The organism is Zooshikella sp. RANM57 (genome assembly GCF_050749885.1).
Classification (GTDB): Bacteria; Pseudomonadota; Gammaproteobacteria; order Pseudomonadales; family Zooshikellaceae; genus Zooshikella.
In genome coordinates this window covers 1-21,638 of record NZ_JBOIUB010000002.1, presented here as the reverse complement: position 1 = coordinate 21,638, position 21,638 = coordinate 1, and the positions used below count along the sequence as shown (strand labels likewise).

General features: G+C 41.5%; 17 protein-coding genes and 1 tRNA gene. 9 read left to right on the top strand and 9 right to left on the bottom strand.

Annotation, left to right across the window (positions count from 1 at the left end; genetic code table 11):
* Nucleotides 1-88: 88 nt before the first annotated feature.
* Complete coding sequence (locus ACQ96U_RS05045; protein WP_431720153.1) at nt 89-616, bottom strand: hypothetical protein; 528 nt, start codon at nt 614-616, stop codon at nt 89-91.
* Between the two features lie 108 nt (nt 617-724).
* Nucleotides 725-1,135 (bottom strand): MerR family transcriptional regulator, encoded by a 411-nt coding sequence (locus ACQ96U_RS05040; protein ID WP_431720152.1) that lies wholly within the window; start codon nt 1,133-1,135, stop codon nt 725-727.
* Nucleotides 1,136-1,315: 180 nt separating this feature from the next.
* On the opposite strand from ACQ96U_RS05040, the gene ACQ96U_RS05035 reads away from it, so the two are divergent.
* Nucleotides 1,316-2,428 (top strand): AAA family ATPase, encoded by a 1,113-nt coding sequence (locus ACQ96U_RS05035; RefSeq protein WP_431720151.1) that lies wholly within the window; start codon nt 1,316-1,318, stop codon nt 2,426-2,428.
* A gap of 20 nt (nt 2,429-2,448) precedes the next feature.
* On the opposite strand, the gene ACQ96U_RS05030 is transcribed toward ACQ96U_RS05035, so the two are convergent.
* The 3 genes from ACQ96U_RS05030 to thiD form a co-directional block, all read right to left on the bottom strand.
* Nucleotides 2,449-3,399, bottom strand: coding sequence for a T3SS effector HopA1 family protein (locus ACQ96U_RS05030; protein WP_431720150.1), 951 nt, complete (start codon nt 3,397-3,399; stop codon nt 2,449-2,451).
* A gap of 172 nt (nt 3,400-3,571) precedes the next feature.
* On the bottom strand, nt 3,572-4,294 hold the full coding sequence (locus ACQ96U_RS05025; protein ID WP_431720149.1) for a glycosyltransferase family 25 protein: 723 nt from the start codon (nt 4,292-4,294) through the stop codon (nt 3,572-3,574).
* A 123-nt stretch (nt 4,295-4,417) separates the two neighbouring features.
* A complete protein-coding gene (gene thiD, locus ACQ96U_RS05020; protein WP_431720148.1) occupies nt 4,418-5,239 on the bottom strand; it encodes a bifunctional hydroxymethylpyrimidine kinase/phosphomethylpyrimidine kinase in 822 nt (273 codons plus the stop codon).
* Nucleotides 5,240-5,536: 297 nt separating this feature from the next.
* Here thiD and ACQ96U_RS05015 point away from each other — a divergent pair, with 297 nt between their 5' ends.
* On the top strand, nt 5,537-7,015 hold the full coding sequence (locus ACQ96U_RS05015; RefSeq protein WP_431720147.1) for an FAD-binding protein: 1,479 nt from the start codon (nt 5,537-5,539) through the stop codon (nt 7,013-7,015).
* A gap of 332 nt (nt 7,016-7,347) precedes the next feature.
* Here the strand turns inward: ACQ96U_RS05015 and ACQ96U_RS05010 are convergent, their stop codons facing one another.
* Nucleotides 7,348-7,830, bottom strand: coding sequence for a hypothetical protein (locus tag ACQ96U_RS05010; protein WP_431720146.1), 483 nt, complete (start codon nt 7,828-7,830; stop codon nt 7,348-7,350).
* A 213-nt stretch (nt 7,831-8,043) separates the two neighbouring features.
* Between ACQ96U_RS05010 and ACQ96U_RS05005 the strand changes: the two genes are divergently transcribed.
* Nucleotides 8,044-8,625: a hypothetical protein gene (locus ACQ96U_RS05005; RefSeq protein WP_431720145.1), complete on the top strand. Its 582-nt coding sequence runs from the start codon at nt 8,044-8,046 to the stop codon at nt 8,623-8,625.
* Nucleotides 8,626-8,770: 145 nt separating this feature from the next.
* Nucleotides 8,771-8,861: transfer RNA gene (locus tag ACQ96U_RS05000), tRNA-Ser, on the top strand.
* Between the two features lie 102 nt (nt 8,862-8,963).
* On the opposite strand, the gene ACQ96U_RS04995 is transcribed toward ACQ96U_RS05000, so the two are convergent.
* From ACQ96U_RS04995 to ACQ96U_RS04985, 3 genes are all read right to left on the bottom strand, one after another.
* Nucleotides 8,964-10,502, bottom strand: coding sequence for an NINE protein (locus ACQ96U_RS04995; RefSeq protein ID WP_431720144.1), 1,539 nt, complete (start codon nt 10,500-10,502; stop codon nt 8,964-8,966).
* A gap of 208 nt (nt 10,503-10,710) precedes the next feature.
* Nucleotides 10,711-11,160 carry a DUF4399 domain-containing protein gene (locus tag ACQ96U_RS04990; protein ID WP_431720143.1) on the bottom strand — a complete coding sequence of 150 codons (450 nt, stop codon included), beginning with the start codon at nt 11,158-11,160 and terminating at the stop codon, nt 10,711-10,713.
* 281 nt (nt 11,161-11,441) lie between these two features.
* Entirely contained in the window at nt 11,442-16,319 is a 4,878-nt protein-coding gene (locus ACQ96U_RS04985; protein WP_431720142.1) for an NAD-glutamate dehydrogenase, read from the bottom strand.
* A 454-nt stretch (nt 16,320-16,773) separates the two neighbouring features.
* On the opposite strand from ACQ96U_RS04985, the gene ACQ96U_RS04980 reads away from it, so the two are divergent.
* The 5 genes from ACQ96U_RS04980 to ACQ96U_RS04960 all read left to right on the top strand — a co-directional run.
* Nucleotides 16,774-17,736 (top strand): AAA family ATPase, encoded by a 963-nt coding sequence (locus ACQ96U_RS04980; RefSeq protein WP_431720141.1) that lies wholly within the window; start codon nt 16,774-16,776, stop codon nt 17,734-17,736.
* Between the two features lies 1 nt (nt 17,737).
* A complete protein-coding gene (locus tag ACQ96U_RS04975; RefSeq protein ID WP_431720140.1) occupies nt 17,738-18,670 on the top strand; it encodes a DUF58 domain-containing protein in 933 nt (310 codons plus the stop codon).
* Nucleotides 18,667-19,182, top strand: coding sequence for a DUF4381 domain-containing protein (locus ACQ96U_RS04970; RefSeq protein ID WP_431720139.1), 516 nt, complete (start codon nt 18,667-18,669; stop codon nt 19,180-19,182). The genes ACQ96U_RS04975 and ACQ96U_RS04970 overlap by 4 nt, the downstream gene beginning before the upstream one ends.
* Nucleotides 19,152-20,177: a vWA domain-containing protein gene (locus ACQ96U_RS04965; protein ID WP_431720138.1), complete on the top strand. Its 1,026-nt coding sequence runs from the start codon at nt 19,152-19,154 to the stop codon at nt 20,175-20,177. Before ACQ96U_RS04970 ends, ACQ96U_RS04965 begins: the two co-directional genes overlap by 31 nt.
* A partial coding sequence (locus ACQ96U_RS04960; protein WP_431720137.1) for a vWA domain-containing protein occupies nt 20,177-21,638 on the top strand: 1,462 nt, incomplete at its 3' end. The genes ACQ96U_RS04965 and ACQ96U_RS04960, both read left to right, overlap by 1 nt.

The following is a 21,638-nucleotide window of genomic DNA, read 5'->3' as shown; positions in this document are numbered from 1 at the left end:
ACTATTCACGTTTTTAATTCAATTTTTAGCCCCAGCATGAGGTCTTAACTGACCTCTGCTGCATAAACATATCACTGAAAATAACCCATTAAACATGACATGACCCTACAATTTCAAATGTAAGCTGCCCTGAAAACTGGCGTACCGTTAATTGACCATGATATTCCATATAATTTAAGGCGTTACCAGATTTCGTTTTTATCAATTCAACACTTATCGTTGGCTCATCCCTTACAGTAAATTTTTCAAACTGATCCCGAATTTCAGCTAATTGCAAAGTCCTTAATCGACCATTAATCACCATTTTGGCTTCTGAACCATTGGCAAAGCGCGTAAAAATAAATTTCCATGTTTGTGGCTGTCTCGGGTTAAAATAATTTGCATCGTTTTCCAGCATAAAATTACAAAAGTTACTATATTGTTCTCCTGTCATCACCCCAATAGCCAGAGGGGTCTTTGGCTCTTCAATACTATTCTTATCAAAAAATGACTCGCTCGTATTACATCCCGAGAGTTGTATAGCAACCACGAAAAGCGAAATAGGTTTACTGCAACATAGAAGAGTCGTTAACTTTTTTTTCACCCATAATAATAAAGTGATAACATTGACCAACATGATTGCCTTCCTGGGCCTTCTTCATTTCCACTTATATTGATTTTTAACAAGCAAACACAATCGTCACGCACAATAATCACTATAGTTGAACAACCGCGAAACAAACACTCACCCCTCCTGGTGCCAATGATCAATCAACTGGCAAACGGAATCACCACTAGGCACACCATCAGGTAAGTCCCTCCACTGATCCAGCGCCGTTTCCATACGGACAAGTAATCCACTTAACTCGGCTATTTGTTGTTTAACTTGAGGGATATGCTGAGCTAATAAATCCCTCACCATAGGGCATGGTGAATCACCTTGCTCAGCATGTTGTAATATTTGCTTTATTTCTTTCAAACTGAAACCCAATGTCCTTGCCTTCAAGATAAAGTGTAACTGCCGTTTATCTTCTTCATTGTATACATGGTAACCATTTGCAGGATCACGATGTGGCCACAACAATCCTTGCCGAGTATAAAATCGGACTGTCTCCGTAGTAACACCTACCCGTTTTGCTAACTGGCTTGCTTTCATGTCAAAGGACTCCTACTAACGTACTGGTGTATTGGTAGCGTTACGTTCCTTAATACGTACGCCTCTCTTCCACGCCACCTTAAAACTTATGTGCCACATATAGGTCAAGCCCAGTTGCTTATTCAGTGCTAAGCTAAAGAGCATCTTCTCGAATTTGATGTAGTCATTAACGCTAAGCTGATGATCAAACAGATACATATAGAAGGCTACCGTTCTATTCGTGAGCTTTCACTGCCGCTGCACCCAGTGAACGTATTGGTGGGTCCTAATGGGTGTGGTAAGACAAACTTATACCGAGCTTTACTCTTATTATCAAAAGCTGCTAAAGGAGAGTTTGCTCAGTCCATTATCTATGAAGGTGGTATGCCATTAGCACTTTGGGCTGGAGAAAAACGACACAATGATACAAAGCGAACACTTCGAAGAATTAAGCTTGCCGTTTCATTTGAAGAGCTGAGTTATGAGTTACATGCCGGACTAACCCCTAAAACCCCGGCCAATACCTGCTTTGAATTTGACCCTGCATTTAGAGAGGAATATGTTTGGCTTAAAGAAAAGCGGCGTCAAAGCAACACACTATTAGCAAGAAAGTCTACATCAGTGTGGCTAACGCATGCTGATAGAAAACGTTATGAATATCCCGTGACCTTGTTACCGAGTGAGTCAGTATTATCACAGCTACAGGAACCCCATTTATATCCAGAACTTTTCACACTTCGTGAACTGTTATTACAATGGCGCTTTTATCACTATTTTGATACAGGCCCCCCTGCGGCTGTTCGTCAACCTCAAGTTGGTACACTGACCCCCGTACTCAGTCATAATGGCAATGATTTAGCGGCTGCTTTGCAAACTATCATCGAAACGGGAGATGAATCCACTTTACATGAAATTATTGAAACAGCTTTTCCTGATTCAAGGCTGCTGATTGAACCTAATCATGGCCGATTTGCCATTTACTTACAGAAAGATGGTATACGCCGTCCCTTTGAAGCCCGAGAGCTATCTGATGGCACATTAAGGTTTTTATGCCTAACAGCAGCATTACTGAGTCCAAGACCTCCCAGCCTGCTCGCCTTAAATGAACCTGAAACTACACTTCACCCTGATTTGTTGCCTGCTTTGACTTTACTCATTAGTCATGCGGCTAAATACTCACAACTTTTTATTACAACACACTCATACTCACTCGCAGAGGTTATTGCAGATTTATGTAATACCCAGCCTATCATTTTAGAAATGCTGGATGGAGAAACACGCTGGGTTAATGAGCCTATGGCTATGAATAAATAAGTCAGATAGTTGCTTTACCGTTACCTTAGGCCATGAGCCCTCAGTACTCGTTGCGCAAAGGCATCAGCTCTTAGTGTTGAGGTACCTGTAATTCTTGCAATATTTGCATTACGCTTCTGTGTCGGATAATCACGAATGCTCTGTAATAGCCGTTTGTGAGAACGCTTGACGACAAAGGCTGGGGCATTGGGATTAAAGCCCATTCGATAAGCATGATAACCAATATGCCCAGCCATATTTTCCTGGTCTGTATCTCTATGTCCACCTAGCGTACGAAACGATTCAACTGCATTAGCAATAATCTGCTTACGTGCTGTGCCATGACTACTACTTAATGCCGGGTGTGCTTCAGAATACGACATACCCGGCATACCTGGAATAGGCTCCATACCATAAGGTGTATGTTGTACAAAAGCTGTCGGATCATTAACACGCTGAGATATACGGCGAGCAGTTCTTTGTGCAGTACGAAAGCTATGATGACGCATATACATAATGGCATCATCGGTTCTTTGACCTAAACGATCTGGCCCCATCATTTTGGTCTGGCGAACGCTCCGGTTAGATACCAACTCTCTAGCCATAGCCTGAGATACTTGTTGAGACCGTTGAGGGTTAATGTTTAAGGTTATGCGTGCTCGACTATTAATAGGCCCAGTAAGTGGCATAATACGATAAGAAAATTTGTGAGCCGCTCTTCGAAACCCTCGCCTCAACATATACTGAGCGGGTGACTCTCCTCGATTTCCTTGTGGGTAAACCTGTACAGGAACAGTGGGGTCAGCATGAAGCTGTTGCAGTGAAAGCAAATGATTCATCTGCTGTGGTTGACTCAGCTGAGTAGAACCTGGAGAGTGGGTATCATATAGCGTACGTGCTCGCTGTTGAAGCTGAGCATTGGTAGCTCCCCCAGCTGACGACGTATGAGTTTGTGTAGCCCACTGCGTCATACTTTGAAGTGAATCAGGCATTTCCTTTCACCTTACTTACCTTCCATGGTTTAGCACCCTTAGCTACAGGTACCCATAATACTATTTCCAACCGTTATGATAGTAACCATAGCCAGTAATAATCAAAGCTGCCAGATAAAAGCAAAATACACTGTCATTCAAGTGCAGTATGAACTTCTTCTTACTCGATCCCTCAGTCTGTTACTGCAATGATAGGCTTATCACCTTTTCTTTGTCGGTTTCGCTTCCAGTAACTCGGGCGGTTCAACAAAGTATATTTAATATTTTTTAATGCTGACCAATATTGATAACGCTGATTCCACTGCCAGTGTTCATCGGTAAAGTCAGCGTTATCTTTTTCCTTACGGTGACTGGCAATATCACTTGCCACCACTGAATAAGGCAATTGTGAGGTAAGCATAGGAAATGCTGAATAAGAATCAAACTCACGCTTATAAATAATATCAATAGGCTCGTGGTGATATTCAATAGCAGCCAGTTTTTCCAAACCACTTCTTTGTAAAATATAAGAATGGGTACAAAACAGCTTACATCTTGCAATATTGGGACGATACGTTAACCAAAGACGCCCTAAAAACCCCCCTAAATAAAACACATCACCTTGATTTGAGCATAAAAAATTATTAATACGTTTAAGTTGTCTTGATGATGGTTGCTTATGAAAGACAATATCATCTTCAAAAATCAAAACGCGCTGATAACCTTGGGCAAGGGCATAGCGGGCAATATCGCGGTGCGAGTTATAGCACCCTCGCTCCGGATTTTCTTTATCTTTTTCAACTAACCAGAATTCAACAGGATTTTCTAAAACACTCAGATTCTGTTTAGCTATTTCCTGCCTATCTGTACGTTCCTTAAGGCTAATACAATACACCTTATCAACGGCAAACTGCATACTACTCACCGACTACTGAAAAGGAAAATCGGCGTGTAGATTAACTGAAATACGTTGAAAAATCGAGGTTACTCATATAATCAACGCATGTGAATCAATAATTCTTCCATTATACAGTGGTACTCATGAACCAATATTTTTAAAAAAGTGATTTACCGGACCATAGCCTTGACCAAGTCGCCAAGATGAAGCAGATTTCAATGCACCAGTCAAATAACACTTACTTCTTTCAACAGCCTCTTCCAACACCAAACCCTGCCCCAAATAGCTGGCCAATGCGGCAGATAGCGTACACCCTGTACCATGAGTATTCGATGTAATAATTCTTGGTGTAGAATAAGTTTTAGTTTTATTAGGTAAAATCAGAACATCAGTGCAATTTTCTTGATCAGATGAATGCCCACCTTTCAATAGCACTGCTTTCGAGTTTAAACTCTGCAACTTTTTAATCAGTTTGGGTTGATGTTCATCTAAATAATCATTTTTCTCCTCACCAATAAGGATATTTGCCTCAATCAAATTAGGCGTCACCACATCCGCTAAAGGAACAAGCACATCCAACATCGTATTAATAGCATCTTTTTGTAGCAGCGTTTTACCACTCGTAGATGCAAGCACAGGATCAACCACAACCCATTTCGGGTTATATTCGCAAAGTTTAGCGGCTACTGTTTTAATAATGTCTGTATTCAATAACATCCCAGTTTTAACAGCCCTGACCGAAAAATCAGTAAATATCGCATCAAGCTGTTTGGCAACGTGGTTCGATGAAATAGGAAATACATCTAATACACCACACGTATTTTGCGCCGTGACCGCTGTTAATACTGTACAAGCATAGCCTCCCGTAGCACTGATCGCTTTTAAATCCGCTTGAACCCCTGCACCAGCACCACTGTCTGATCCTGCAATGCTCAAAATAACGGGGGGTTGATGTCTACTCACACAACTATCCTCATTTATGTCATTCCTCATTCATTTCATTTACTAGAAACAAAACAGGCAGTGAACGTCAGGAAAAGACTATGCTGTCAGAGTTAGTCATTGCCTTCTTTCTTTTAAATTTTTTATGATGATATTCTTCACCTTGGGTATATATATTCGCTTCATTGGCTCATAACAAAATCATAATTTAGCCATTAACACTGCAATGAAAAACACATAACCCATAGTGATAAGAATAAATATACCCACAGCGAGGAGTATTCGCTAATAATCTTTCCAACGTGGAGTAATCAGTATATGAAACAAGGATTGTCTCGCAGAAATCTGGTTAAAGGTGCCCTTACAGCAAGTGTCGTACTTGGTTTTAATACCATAACCCGCACCTGGGCTACAACGGCAACCTACCCTGAAGAACATGCTGAGGGCGCATTAGCAACCGATTTTCCGGACTTTGAAGGACAATTACTCACAGATCCAGACTCTCTCAATCAAGCCGCAGAAGACTTTGGTCATATTGAACATAAAGTCCCACAGGCCGTGCTTCTCCCTGCCTCTAAGCAAGACATCATCAAACTAATGAAGTTTGCCAACCAGCACATGATTGTCGTCAGTGCCAAAGGGCAAGGTTTTTCAACTGCAGGTGAAACACTGGCAGATGCGGGTGTTGTTATCGATACATCATCGCTGAACACAATTCAATCAATCACAAATACAACACTACACGTCGATGCAGGTGCCCGTTGGTTAGATGTTATGCCAACCTTACTTGATCATCAAAAAACGTTACCTGTCGTTGTGGACTTTCTAGAAATCACTGTTGGTGGCTCAATTTCTGTGGGAGGTTTTGGCGCCCAATCTTTTAAGCATGGAGCCATGACTGATATTGTTGATTCTATAGAAATAGTGACCAGCCAAGGGCAGCTTTTACAATGCTCTGCCAAAAGCAATGGCTGGTTATTTAATGCTATTCGAGCAGGTTTAGGTCAGTTTGGCATTATTGTGAGTGCCTGTTTTAAACTTGAACCTGCTTTTTCAATGGCAAGATACTTTCAACTGGTGTATACCGACTTTGCTAGCTTTAGTAAAGATAATCTCTTCCTCATAGAAAGTAGTCGCTTTGATGGTATTCAAGGTGGTGTTCAACCTAGTGAAACGGGAGGTTGGTTATTTATCCTGCAAGCCACAAAATATTATAATTCTGATGAATCCCCAGATAATGCAGTACTCTTGAAAGACTTGAATTATAATCCTGATGCATTGACTGTACAGGATATGCCATTTTTAACTTTCCTAAACCGTCTGGCCCCTATTATAGAATACCTCCGCAGTACTGGCTTATGGGATTATCCACATCCCTGGTGTCCTTTATTAATCCCTGCATCTAAAGCAGAAAACTTCGTTAATAATACATTGCAATCCCTAAAACCTGAAGATTTAGGCGGTGGACCTATCCTACTATCAGGCTTTAACCACTGTAAGTTATCAACACCACTATTAAGAAAACCGGACGAAAAGCACTTCTTCTATTTCTCTCTTATGCGCAATGCCACCCCACCAACAAAAGAACGCGCAAAAGAGCTCATGCTACTCAATCGGGATATTTACGAAAGTGCACGACAATTAGGTGGGTATTACTATCCTGTAGGTGCAATGCCTATGGAGCAAAAAGACTGGAGCCAACACTTTGATCGTTACTGGCGCCCCATGAAAATGTTGAAACAATGGATGGACCCTAAACATATCCTTAATCCAGGCAGAGCTATTTTTAATAAGTAGAAATTATATCTAAATATATATGTTGATGCCCTCTACCTTAATGGCATTAGGGCATCAGATTTTCAGCACTCATCCCCAAGTTTAATAAATCAGGTAAACACATACTCAATGTTTTCACTTTTCATTCATGATTTTCAATACTCACAAGAAATGGCGGGAGATGAATGACTGAAGGTAACAGACGCTGCCTGTTGTTGTTTGCGAAATATGTGTTAGGAGCACTCTAAGCAGCAGCCAAGGATGGCCTTCTATTTAGGAGGAACAAATAACAACTGACAGCGTAACTTACCAAATGAGCTTTTTTGGGGTCTTTTATTCAATGAGTTAAGCCACTAAATATTGTTTAATGATAACTCTATTGCTTCTTTTAATTTAGCGAGAGCGCTTTTACCTATAAAGCAATATTCTAATGAACCTCCCAAAGGAACACCCAACATTCTTGTTTCTACTCTATAAATCACGTATTTAATGTTTTCAATGACCTTATACTCAACTAACTCCGTAACTTTTAACGCTCCCTCGTTGTACTCTTTGACAATAATACTCTTCTGTTTTTTGGCTTGGCTAGATAATGCATAATTTACTAGCCTATTAACTGATTCAATCTCTTCTCTCCCTTTTAGTGAGAAAGATTTAATACTACAAGGAAAAAATAGTAGCTTAATAAACATGTAACCTGTCAAATATACTTCACTGTTTTTTTCACATAATAAGTATATATCTCTTCTAAAAATATCATGCTGGTATGAACTAACCAAACCAAAACTTTTTATTATATTACTACTATATACTCTGCTAATAATTTCAAAAAGCATACAGTTACCGAAAGAACATTTTACCGCACTTCTATACGGTGATTAAACTAGGTTTCTAGTAGATTATATACCAAATCTCAAAATTGATTATACTGTAGCTATATAAAAAGTTACATGATAGTATTTTCTATTATGTTCATTTAAGCGATAAGTGCTACGAAATATACTATTATGAAGATAGAAGTCATTTTCCTTTTTATAATTATTACTTTGATGTCACAAGTAACTTATAGTGCTGAACCATGTTTCACCCCATCCCCCCTTAAAAAGAAGTCAGGTCAAGCCTTTGAAGAGATAAAACCTGTTAAACTTACTAACAAGCAAATCCACAACATTCGCAACATGTTTAAAAATTTGCGCGGTAACTGGCGAGGCACAGCGACAGGCTTCTTTTGTTTAGGGACAGAAAAAAAACCTCGACAAAAACCAGATAACTATAGCCTTAAAGCTGACATGGATGTCTTTAGCCAGCAAGATATTGAAATCACGGCAGATATGGAGTCAATAGCTCAAAGTAAACAACGCACAGAAACCTTCCGTCTTTTTTCCAGTAATGGTTTTTTACGCTATAACAGAAATCACCCTGCGGGAGATGTAAAGGTAAACAGCATCAGTCGAAATGAGATTTCCTTTGTGCAGCACAGTCAAATACGACTGGGACCAAAGGGTGGTACGGCAAGAAGAGAAATTATAACAACCCTCAAACGGACTTATAAGAATTTACAAATCGAGTACAAAGTGTATTCAAACGGGGTACTAGGCTCTGTTAGTACATGGAAACTACAAAAGCTGTAGCTCTAAGCCATCAACTTATGATAGATTTTACACATCAAACAGTCAAAATTAACAGATAAAAACTATAAATCAATTGCATTTGCCTTTTACCCGTATTTGTTATACATTAGCGCGCCGTTGCCCAACGTCATTGGGCAGCGCGTCTGGTGAGGTGTCCGAGTGGCTGAAGGAGCACGCCTGGAAAGTGTGTATACGTTAACAGCGTATCGAGGGTTCGAATCCCTCCCTCACCGCCAAATCAAAATTTTCTGATAGTAGCTCTCCCTAGCAGCATAACAAGCTAAATCCCCTTATTTGCTATTTTTCCCTCAGTTTTCTTGAATTGCTCAATGCAAAACCTATTGAACCTTAAAACTTTTAATAACCTGCTGTAAGGTTGGTTTATTTCTATTCATGCGTGACTTAAGTGTCCAACTGACCAGTTGAAAATATTCTTCATCACTTTGTGCCACGACTAAATAGTAATAGATATTAACCCGTTGAGTTCGTCCCACAACTTCATAACTAACTGCGGGGTGTCCATTAACCTCAAGACTCATTGGCCCAGCAATTAACTCTGATTGCTCCAGGCTGCTTAAAATAATATTGGAAACAAGCTCTCCATACTCCTGAACACTAACCGACGTTTCAAAATCCATTTTAGATTCTGCTAACACAATCAGATAATTCTCATCCCTAAGCTGAGCAACCTGCAGTACCGCCTCTTCATTTAATTTCTCAATCACGTTCCAATGGGAAGGCACTGTCACAGATAGGCGCCCATCAGTAGAAATAATGTCCTTTACCCCTCCTCTGGAATCACTAGAAGCTCGGCATGCACGAGGTCTAAACCTAGGTCCTAAACTACCTCCAGAGCAATCCCATTCGACCTGCCCATTAACTAATGAGGGACGATAAACAATCGTTTGCCTTGGTTGATGAGTGATTTCTTTACGAAATTGAATCGTTAATAATCCACCTTTCGAGACACGAATGGACGATACAATTTCATTGTTAATGGTTTCAGGCAAACCTGCTTGCGTATTACTATCTGGAAACACATTATTTGCCCGAATAAACAGTGATAACTGCTCTCGTGCTTGTTCAGAGAAAGCTAGTCCATCACTAATTTTAGCTCGTATTGTGTAGTCATGATAAGCAGGAATCGCAATGGCTGCTAATATACCAACAATCACAACGCCCCCTATTATTCCTCCAATAATTGCACCAATAGGGGTTGAAGCTGTCACGTTGCCATAATGTCGTAACCAACGCTGTTTGGGTGTACATAAAAAAACAATACCTTCTACCAGCGAAATAATTACAGGCAGTCCAGTAAATAATAATAAGGTATAAAAAATTCCCCACCATTGCCCTAAATAAAATCGGTGAATACCTAAAAAGCCAGTAAAAATCGCCAGTATCCCAGCCACATATTTATTTTTGGCAATACCTATCATTTGTCCAGCACCGCAGGCAGGACAATAAGGCACTTCTGTACTGATTTGTGTACCACACTGACGACAAAAAGCCCGACGACGGGGATCGGTATCAACTTGTGGTGAGCGATAAACATTTCCAGTATCAGATTGATGCTCATCAGGCTTAACGGCCGCGCTTTCTGAACGTTCTTTTTCAACCAGAGAAAGGGAGGGAGCAACGGGGGGTACTTCTTCCTTAATAGAAACCATAAATCCTGTTTGGCTAAGACTATCACTGTACTTTTGAGCTGCGCTCTTATCTAGTTTGCGCTTAATAACAACCTCTTGCTTTGCCAGTAGACGATCGAGTGTTTGCTTATCTAATTTAAGCATACCCGCCAGCTTAACTTTAGCGGTAGCCACGTCAACGCCAGGATAACACTTATTCAATAAAACAAGAGAGTAAAGTGCATGCATAACACAACACTACCCCAAACAAAGAAAATTGTGCGATGAGTATAGCATAGTTACCCACCAAAATTGGGTGAGAAAAACGTGAGAGCCATATGGGTAAGCTTGAGAGACAGGAGATTATTGCAAGATTAATGATAATAAATGAGTCTTTATTTACTATCTTCTAGCGATTAAACAAGTAATCGCCAGAAGTTTTTAAACGCTAAGCGTTTTACTCTTTAACGGTAACCGTTATTTTTTTTGACATAATGGGTTTATCATGAGGTATGTGTAGATAATTACCCAATAAAAGTTGTAACGTATGTTTTCCAGGTTTTAAAGTAATTGTTGTTTCTGTTTGGCCTCCCCCAAAATGCTTAATATGCTCATTTGCGGGTAATGGCTGTTTCATATCAGGTAATTTATCAACATCAATCAATAAATGATGATGTCCTGTAGCCTCTTTTTTTATTCCTGCTGGCGCAACCCCCATCCCCTTCAAACCAAATTTTACAGTCACTGTTTTTGAAACAGTTTCACCATCCTGAGGACTAATAAAATAAACTTCTGCTCCCTCTGGTGCTTTTGAAATCAAGCTTTCTGTACTTGCAAAAGTAGATAATGAGACTAAGCCCAATGCTAGACCAAACAGGGCCTTTTTTGAGTTTACAATCAGACGCATAAGGTTCTCCATGTTGTTAAAATAACGTTTATAACTATCAACGTGTCCCAACAAAAAATTTATAATTAAAATATGCTGAGAAATTGTGTACTCTTGCTCGCGCTTCTTTTCCACTTATTATACCCACAAGTCAAGTGGGTATTAACTTTTTGAGCACTCACAATAACAAATTTTACTGAATAATACCTCCATAGAAACACATTCGTAAAAATAGATATTTGTGAATAAGAAAAAGGCAGCTAACGCTGCCCTTTCTTGACTCAATATAATTGAGCACTCTGTTAACTTTCTAATTGGCCACTACGTGCAATATCCGTCAACTCTCGATTCGCTACCGTAAACATAGCCAACTCAGAAGCACCCTGACTTCGTAAGTCTTCTAACATGGTATCCCAACGTTTGACTAATATTTCATTAGCATCAACCCACTGTTGTATTAATGCAGGGATATCGACAGCTTCAATCGGTGTATCTTTGAGCGCATTATCCGTTAACAACACACTTACGGTTAAGGCTCTTTGCAATGAATACAGCTCATCGCGGATACTTTCACGGGCGAGTGATTGCCAATGGTTATCGACGGGTAATTTACCCAACTCCTGAGTAAACCAGTTTAAGTGTAAACGCTCCGCCATGGCAAAATAAACACGCGCAACCAGAGGTAAAGGACATTCTGTTTGGTCCGCTGCCTGAATAATGGCTAAACCACTCACCACATGACGGAAACCAATCACTACACCGGCTAATGTATCTGCAACGCCTTGACTGATTAGTTCATTCGTTTCCCCTTGCCAGCGTTGACAGGTTTCTTCATTAAGTAACGATGGAAACACTTGAATAAACTCACGCATACGTGGTCCATAATGGGCAACACATGCATTTGGCGACAAATCTGCACGATGATTGCGGATAAACCAACGAGATGCCCGACGTAATAAGCGAATTAAATTTTGCATCATTTGTAATTGCAGTTCAGCTGCAATGTGGTTATCTAATGCTTCAATTTGCTGCCAATAATCACTGACCGCAAAAACATCCCGAGCAATGACAAATGCCTGAGCAACCTCGGCTGCATCGCCTCCCGTTGATAACTGCATACGGTGCACAAAGGTAATACCCATCATATTGATTAAATGATTGGCTAATTGCGTAGAAACAATTTCACGGTGAAGTCGATGTTTGGGAATTTCCTCACCAAAGCGCTCAGCAAGGACAGCGGGAAAAGCGGTTAATGCTTCCTGAGCTAAATAAGGATCATCAGGTACAGACGAACTTACCAGCGCATTTTTTAAATCGGACTTACTATAAGAAATTAATACCGACAACTCAGGACGCGTCAGACCTTGATTTTGTGTCATACGTTCTGCCAGCGTCTCATCATCAGGCAAGTATTCAATGCGACGATTTAATTTACCTTGTGCTTCCAAATGATGAATAAAACGCTGATACTCATCAATCTTTTGTTGTGCTTGCCGAGCTTCAAGAGAAATAGCCTGCACCTGTCGATAATTATTCAACAAAACCAGCTCTGCAACTGAATGAGTCATGCTCTCAAGCAGTTGATTACGTTGTTTAATGGTCATATCACCATTAGTGACAATACTGTTTAATAGAATTTTGATATTCACTTCGTGGTCAGAACAATCGACACCACCTGCATTATCAATAAAATCTGTATTTATGGCCCCGGTATTAAGTGCAAACTCTACTCGACCCAGTTGGGTCACACCCAGATTTCCCCCCTCACCGACCACTCTGCAACGAAGGTCAGTCGCATTAATACGTAGCGCATCATTTGCTCTGTCACCCACCTGATTATGCGTCTCTCGTTGTGCTTTAATATACGTACCAATGCCACCATTCCATATCAAATCAACAGGTGACTTTAACAAGGCATGAATTAATTCATTAGGGGTTAACTTAGATGAGGTTATAGCAAAGCGTTGCTGCATCTCAGGTGAAATAACGATAGATTTAGCATCTCTGGAGAAAATACCACCACCTGAAGAAATCAATTGCTGATCATAATCGATCCAGCTGGATCGAGGTAAAGCAAACAGTCGTTGCCGTTCAGCAAATGACGCCTCCACATCGGGGTTAGGGTCAATAAAAATATGCTGATGGTTAAATGCAGCTGCTAACGCAATTTGCTCTGACAGTAGCATACCATTACCAAATACATCACCTGCCATATCTCCGATGCCAAGCACGGAAACTGTCTCACGTTGAACATCAATACCTTGTTCTCGGAAATGACGCTGTACTGATACCCATGCACCTCGCGCCGTAATGCCCATTTTTTTATGGTCATAACCTACACTACCACCAGAGGCAAATGCATCTCCCAGCCAAAACTGATATTCATTAGCAATGGCATTGGCAACATCAGAAAAAGTGGCTGTACCTTTATCCGCCGCCACTACTAAGTATGAATCCTCATCGTCATAACACACCACCTGAGGTGGTTTACTTAATTCGTTAGCCACTAAATTATCCGTTAAATCCAATAACCCACGAATAAATAGCTGATAACAGGCAATCCCTTCTGCCATGATCGCTTCACGATCGCCCGTGGGTAACCGTTTAGGCACAAAGCCACCTTTTGCACCCACAGGAACAATCACGGCATTCTTGACTTGTTGCGCTTTTACCAATCCCAGTACTTCAGTCCGATAATCTTCTAAACGGTCAGACCAACGTAACCCGCCACGCGCCACTTTTCCACCACGCAGGTGAACACCTTCAACGCGCGGTGAGTAGACAAATATTTCATACATAGGATGAGGTAACGGCATCTCAGGGATATGCGTAGGATCAAATTTATAAGAAATATAAGTCTTAGGCTGTATACCACTATTCGAAACATTTGTGCCCTGAGACTGAAAAAAGTTTGTGCGTAATGTGGCACTAATCACTTCAACGTATCGGCGTAATGTACGGTCCTGGTTTAAGACATTAACCTCATCCAGTGCAGCATAAATTTGGTATTCAATATCCTGCTGCTGTTGTTGCCGGTGTGCTAATGTACCCTTAAATTCCGGATTAAAACGAATATTAAACAGTTCAACCAATAACTTAGTAATGACAATGTTTTGAATTAATGTTGACTCAATATAAGGCTGACTCAAACTAAATCGAATCTGTTTTAAATAACGCGCATAACCACGCAACATGGCAACCTTGCGCCAATCTAACTGGGCACCCAATATTAATCGATTAAAGCCATCATTTTCTGCACGCCCAAACCAAATTTCTCGAAAGGCTTCCTGAAAAATACGATTAACCTGCTGTACATTGATAGTCTGTTGACCATTACCTGACGGCTCAAGCGCATATTCCAAGGTGAAATCATGGGTCCAAAAAATTTCACCTGATTTCTTACGGATTTTATAAGGGTGTTCACTCACTACCCTTAATCCTAAATTTTCAATAATCGGTATTAAATCAGACAGCGGCAAAGGTTGATTATAATGGTAAACCTTAAAGTGTAATGTGGTTTCCACATCATCAATGGACTGATAAAAACTAATCTCAAGTGGATCATCCGCACTTAATGATTCAAGATGCCCAACATCAACGACCGCCGTTCGTGGTGAAAATACTTCACGATAACCTGCAGGAAAACCGTCAGCATATTGCACAATAAGATGATTCCCTAACACCTCACCTTTTGCTTCAAGTAAGGTATCCCTAAACTCTTCTTCCCAGGAATACGCCACTTGTATTATTTCGTTCGTCAACGTTTGTAAATTATAATTATGTTCATGATCTGGGTTCACTCTTAAAATAAAGTGGACACGCGCTAACACTGATTCGGAAAAATAGGTGGTAAACTCTGCATCCTGCACATTCAATCGATCTTCCAAAATTTGCTGCATTTTTATTCGCAAACGTGTGTTGTACACATCACGAGGAATATAGACTAAGCATGAATAAAACAGCTGGTTTTTATCCTGACGAATAAACAGCCTGATTTGACGACGTTCCTGAATTTGTAAAATCCCTAGCGCCGTTTGGTATAGCTCATCAAAGGACATTTGAAAAAGCTCTTCTCGCGGCAAAACCTGTAATACTTGGTTCAGTTCTTTACCATGATGCGACTTGGGATGAATGTGTGATTTTGCGATGACTTGCTTGACTTTTTGACGTAGCAACGGAATATGATGAGGGCTTTGATGGTAAACCGGCGAGGTATAAAGGCCAAGAATTCTCGCTTCCCCAACCACTTCTCCCTGCTCATTTAATTGTTTAATGGAAATGTAATCGGGATACGCAGGTCGGTGAACCGTTGAACGCTCACCTGCTTTTGAGAAGCTGACAATCGCTTTGTTACTATAAAAATCACAATCAGCTTGAGATGATAACCGGCCCGATTTTAGTAAGCCATAAGTAGTGCTTTTTACAGGTTTAATGGTTTTTCGTTGCGCTTTTGGCTCTACGGTAAGCTCTTCATAACCTAAAAAAGTAAAGTTATCCTTAATTAACCACTGTAAAAAGGCTTTAATCTCTTGAATATCATCATGCTTCCCCACTGGACGCTGAGTTATTTGCTCAGCCAGCGTTGCTACGCGTTTTGTAATTGCTTTATGATCTGTCACCACCAAACGAACATCCGATAAAACGGCCGTTATTTCTTCTTGTAACGCCTCCAGTTCGCATTGACTATCCAGTCGATCAATCTCAAGGTAAAGCACTGCTTCTTTATGTTTAACGGCATCTGTTGCATTTTCACCCGATAACATTAAATGATGTGAGGGATCTCGCAGGTGATTAAAGACACTATTTTGTAAATAATGAATCGTTGACCCACGTTGATTAAGTGTCATTCGTACTGAATCAACGATAAAGGGTAAGTCCTGATGCAATATTTGAATAATTGTGTGAGTAGAATGCCAACCTTGATGCTCATACTCAGGGTTGATAACCGTAATCTTTGGCTGTGAGGGATTATGATATTGGATATATCGCCAAAGTGATAATGTACTCCCCACGACATCACTTTTATGAAAACGAGCCAGGTCTTCAAATGCAGTTACTGAAAAAAACTGCTGAGTAAATGCCCTAAGCGGTTCATATTGTTCCTTAGGTACATGATGCTCCAGTTCAACGACTAATTTGGCCAAAAAGTCCGCTTTGTTATCCGCAGCAATATAGCCCATACCACTCACTCCAAGAAAAGCTAAACACTACACAAGGTAGCTCAAGGATTAATAACTGGTGCGCAAGGGATAACGAGAGAAGTCCAACTTCAAACAAATCATGATTAATGCGTTGTGTTATCTCTGTTTTTTGATTGTTTATACCCCTTACCTTCTTAACTTTGAGATCAAGAGATTGAGGAGTATAGTTGGCGCCGTCACCCAAACCAGCCAGCTTTTTCTAGTTTATCTCGGAATTATAGGGGAACTTTCAAAAGCCTCTTAAGTCGTATTTTCCGAACACAACCGGCTATAAAGCAAAGAAACCCTAAAAGAAGAAACTAAAGTTTGATCCTATTGAAAAACCATAGCATAACCCCCATAGCAAGAAGGATTAAACGCTAAAGATATAATTCATTACACGACACCCTGGTTGACATAATGTGTCGTATTAGTATTACAAAGAGAAAGGTGTATGAGTCATCGAGCCGCTATAAATGCTTTACGTGACTATTTAGCTACCGTCATCATTGGACAACAGCATCTCATTGAACGTCTTCTTATTGCCTTACTGGCTGATGGTCATTTACTGGTAGAAGGCGCACCAGGCTTAGCCAAAACCAAAGCAATCAAAATGCTTGCTACTGGGCTTGAGGCTAATTTTCACCGTATTCAATTTACCCCTGATTTACTGCCTGCGGATGTAACGGGTACTGATATCTATCGTCCAGAAAATGGCACGTTTCAATTTCAACAAGGCCCCATATTTCATAATTTAGTGCTTTCCGATGAAATCAACCGAGCACCTGCTAAAGTTCAATCAGCCTTACTGGAAGCGATGGCTGAACGCCAGGTTAGTGTGGGTAAACAGACCTACTTACTGCCTGAACTGTTCCTGGTAATGGCAACCCAAAACCCTATTGAACAGGAAGGAACTTACCCCTTACCAGAAGCCCAGCTCGATCGTTTCTTATTACATGTATTAATTGACTATCCAGATGCTGCAGCTGAAAGACAAATTTTACAACTGGCACGAGGTGAAGCTAAAAGCCATTCACCAGCCCCTCCCGCCGAACCCGTTTCCCAAGCTTCTATTTTTGCCGTCCGCCAGGAAATTCTTGATTTACATATGGCGGATAGTGTTATGGAATATATTGTGCAGCTTATTCAAGCCAGCCGGCACCCTGCCGAATACGATAAACAGATCGCTGATTGGATTGAGTATGGCGCCAGCCCGCGCGGCACGATTGCCCTTGACCGTTGTGCCAGAACATATGCCTGGTTAAATGATAAAGACTTTGTGAGTCCTGATGATGTACAAGCTGTTGCTCACGATGTATTACGGCATCGGCTACTTCTCTCTTTTGAAGCAGAAGCTGAAGGTATCAGTCCACAGCAAGTAATAGACAAGCTCATTTCTGTGGTGCCAATAGCTTAATATGACTTATCGAGCCTATTCTTCATTAGATGATCTAATACAGCTACGACTACATAGTAAAGAACTAAGCCTGTTTAGGCCACGCATTGCCAAAAGTGCACTGAGTGGCCAATACCGTTCCAGTCGTAAAGGCCGAGGTATTGAGTTTGCCGAAGTTCGAGTCTATCAACCAGGTGATGATGTTCGCACTATCGACTGGCGGGTCACAGCTCGAAGTCAGGAGCCCCATACCAAAGTATTTCAAGAAGAACGGGAACGTCCTGTATTTATTTTGGTCGATCAAAGTCAGTCGCTGTTTTTCGGTAGTCAAGGTGACTTCAAATCAGTCATTGCAGCAGAAGCAGGCTCTGCCATAGCTTGGGCGGCTTTGGCAAATAGTGACCGTGTTGGCGGTATTGTCTTTTCAGAAAAAGGCCATCAGGAAATTAAACCCCGACGTCAAAAGAAAGCCGTACTGCAGCTGCTTCATAATATACATGCTTATAATCATGAATTGAGTATGACGGCACAGCTTACAAAATCGTCAACTCACTTTGCTGATGTGCTTGGACATGCCTGTCGTTTAATAAAACCAGGTTCCACTGTCGCTATTTTTAGTGACTTTCAGCAGTTTTCTGAGCGGGCTCGTCAATACTTATCTCGGCTTGCCAGCCATAATGATGTGCTCATGTTTCCTATTCAGGACCCATTGGAAAGTCAGTTACCCCCCCCAGGTAACTATACCTTTACCGATGGCCAACATCGCTGCTCATTGAATACGCAACAAAAACAGTTGCGTCAGCGCTTTGCTGAACAAGCACAACAACACCAGCAAACCCTGACGGCGTTCTGCCGACGCTATCGGATGGCATTTCACCCCCTGACAACACAACAGTCCGCTGTTGATCAACTCAAACAGGTCTTTCACTCGCCCTGGAGCAAGCGTGTTGTATGAGTGCTTTAAACCCCCAACTAGCGCAGGTGCTTTCGGACTTAAAACCTTTACATGAGCCCCCTCCTATAAACTGGTGGCCGTTATCACCAGGGTGGTGGGTATTAGCTGTGCTGACCATTGGTGTTATTGTTTTCTGTGTTTGGTTTCTGCTTCGTTTTTGGCAGCGTTATCAATACCAACAGCACCTTCTTGATGAGCTCAATCAAATCTGGCTGCACTATCAACAATATCAACAAACAAGCACTTACTTACATCACGCAAACCAGTATTTAAAGCGAACCCTTTTACAAACACAGTCTCGTGCAAATATAGCCTCGCTTTGTGGCCAACAGTGGTTACAAGTCCTTGATCAGGCAAGTCAGTCAAATGCCTTTACTGATGGTGTTGGACAAGCCCTCGGGACAATGAGCTACCAACCGAACCCGCACTGTAATACTGAGCGGCTACACGCGCTATTAATTAACTGGACCAAAAAAGCATCATGGTTGAACTACACTGGCCCTGGATACTAGTTTTATTACCTTTGCCCTGGCTTTGTTATCAGCTGCTCCGACCAGCACCACGAGAGGAGTCAGCATTGCACGTACCTTTTTACCAAACGATTACTGAGCTAACGGACAGCTCATCCTCTTCCACAGCTATAAGACGACGCTGGTCGTTGTTTTTTTTAATACTGATTTGGGTTGCTTTACTACTGGCCGCTAGCCAGCCTCGCTGGGTGGGTGATCCTATACCTTTATCCAGTAATGCACGTGATCTCATGCTTGCTGTAGACTTATCTCGAAGTATGGAAAGAAGAGATTTAACACTCAATGGACAGCATGTTGACCGACTGACTGTCGTTAAGTCCGTGCTGGATGACTTTTTAACACGCCGGAAAGGGGACCGCTTAGGACTCATCCTATTTGGTTCCCAGGCTTACTTGCAAGCACCGCTCACCTTCGACCAAGACACCTTGCGTATTTTATTAGAAGAGTCTTTTATTGGCATGGCTGGAAGCAATACAGCCATTGGTGATGCCATTGGTTTAGCCATTAAACAATTAAGAAAACGTCCAGCAAAAAGTAGAGTACTCATTCTGCTGACTGATGGAAAAAATACAGCAGGTCAGGTAACACCGCAGCAAGCTGCACAGCTTGCTACCAAGGAAAAGGTCAAAGTCTATACCATTGGTGTAGGTGCAGAGGAAATGATTCAGCCCGGTATTTTAGGCTCCCCTTTTGGGGCAAGACGGGTTAATCCCTCTCAAGACCTGGAAGAAGATACTCTAAAAGACATTGCCAAAATAACAGGTGGCCGCTACTTTCGCGCCAAAAACACAGAACAACTTGAAGATATTTATCAACAACTTGATCAACTGGAACCTGTTGAGCAAGAGGCACAGTTATTCCGCCCAATTAAAGTACTGCACTACTGGCCACTAGGCTTTGCATTATTGATTAGCTTGATATGGGCGGGCCTCATGCTAGCCCAGTCAAAACAGTGGTGGTCAACGAGGAAGTATTGATGGAACTACTCACCCATTTTCACTTTTTACGTCCTGCCTGGCTACTATTGCTTGTTCCCTTAATACTTCTGGCGATAGCGCTATGGTATGCCAAACAGCAACAGGGCGCCTGGCAACACGTTATTGCACCTGAACTACTGCCCTTTCTGGTAGGCAAGCAAATGCAACATTTTCAACAGCGCTGGCCACTTATCGGTCTATTTATTGGCTGGTTACTCGCCACCTTAGTCCTTGCTGGTCCAAGTTGGAAGCAAATCAGTGTCCCTGTACATCGCAGTGAAACACCCCTGGTGATTGTGGTTGATCAAACCCTGTCAATGTACGCTGAAGATGTTAAACCAAACCGACTGGTCGCCACTAAACGGAAGCTTCAGGATCTTTTCAAATTAAGAAAAGAAGGTCTGACTGGACTTGTCGCCTATTCAGGGGATGCATTTGTTGTCAGTCCATTAACAGAAGATACGAAAACTGTCGCCAACTTAACCAAAGCCCTTCAGCCAGAAATTATGCCAGCAGTAGGAAGTAATGTCGTTGCAGGTATCAAGCAGGGACTGACTTTGTTACATCAAGGGAGTAAAGGCCAAGGACATTTGTTATTAATTACAGATGGTGTTACTCAACAGTCATTATCGCAAATTAATCAGATCCTGGCAGAGCAATCCGTATCACTCAGTGTTATTGGTGTAGGTTCTGACCAAGGAGCACCTATCAAGCTGGGTAACCAGGGATTATTAAAAGATGACAATGGCGCCATTATTATTGCCAAACGAAACAGTAAAATGCTTATTCAATTGGCTGAAGAAAATAACGGCACCTATAGTCACCTAACGCTGACTGATGATGACTTACTCAAAGTGCTTCCTAAAAATAATCGCCAGCAGCATCACCAGGTTGCTCGACAAGGGTTTGACCAATGGCAAGATCAAGGCGTATGGCTAACACTATTGCTACTTCCTATTGCCCTTCTTGCTTTTCGACGTGGCTGGTTAATCACACTGCTATTTTGCTTTTATTTACCCTTACAGTCGCCGTCTGCACAGGCTCTTAGCTGGAAAGATTTATGGCAAACACCTGATCAGCAAGGCGCTAATGCCCTACAACAAAATGATCCTAAACAAGCACAGATGTTATTTGAAGATCCTGCTTGGAAGGCAACAGCAGCCTATAACGCCAACGATTATAAGACAGCAGCCGAATTATTTGGTCAACTGAATACAGCCTCAGGCTATTACAATCAAGGCAACAGCCTTGCGAAACAAGGCCTGCTGAAGCCTGCCATTGAAGCCTATGAAAAGGCTTTAAAACTCAATCCAAACCATAAAGATGCACAATACAATAAAGATTTGCTTGAAAAACTATTGCAAAAACAGCAACAGCAACAGCAACAGCAACAGCAACAGCAACAGCAACAGCAACAGCAACAGCAACAGCAACAGCAACAGCAACAGCAACAGCAACAGC